Source organism: Paenibacillus sp. GbtcB18 (genome assembly GCF_019091125.1).
GTDB lineage: Bacteria > Bacillota > Bacilli > Paenibacillales > NBRC-103111 > Paenibacillus_F > Paenibacillus_F chitinolyticus.
The window spans coordinates 1-511 of record NZ_JAGXJX010000120.1; the positions used below are offsets into that span (position 1 = coordinate 1).

Genomic DNA, 511 nt, shown 5'->3' on the forward strand with positions numbered 1-511 from the left:
TTTTCGGTTTCGCAATGCAGGCTCGCCGGGATGGTCTCATACCGTAGAGCCTGCACCAGGGAGATCAGGCTTACCAATCCGGAAGCCGCCAGTGTATGGCCAAAATTCGTCTTTGTTGAAGTCAGGGCACAGTATCTTTGTTTTTCGGTGCGGCCTTTGAAGGCTTCGTTCAACGCATTGATTTCAACCGGGTCTCCTAGTTTGGTTCCCGTTCCATGGGTAACAATATACTCGATTTCCTCCGGATTAACTTGATACTGCTCGTGTATGCCTTTGATCAGATTGCTTTGGGATACTCCGTTTGGCGCTGTAATCCCATTGGTCTTTCCATCGTAGTTCACCCCGCTGCCCTGAATTACAGCATAGATCCGATCCCCATCCGCCTCCGCTTTGGATAACCGCTTTAATACCACTACAGCAGCGGCCTCTCCTGGCACCATCCCGTTCGCACGCTCATCAAAGGTATAGCATTTACCGTCCTTCGACAGCATCCCTGCCTGACTTAAACCTA

1 protein-coding gene is annotated in these 511 nt (G+C 50.7%); it reads right to left on the reverse strand.

Translation table 11 applies throughout. The features are described from left to right. Positions 1 to 511: beta-ketoacyl [acyl carrier protein] synthase domain-containing protein (locus tag KVT34_RS29800; protein ID WP_217563249.1), on the reverse strand; the 511-nt coding region annotated here is incomplete at both ends.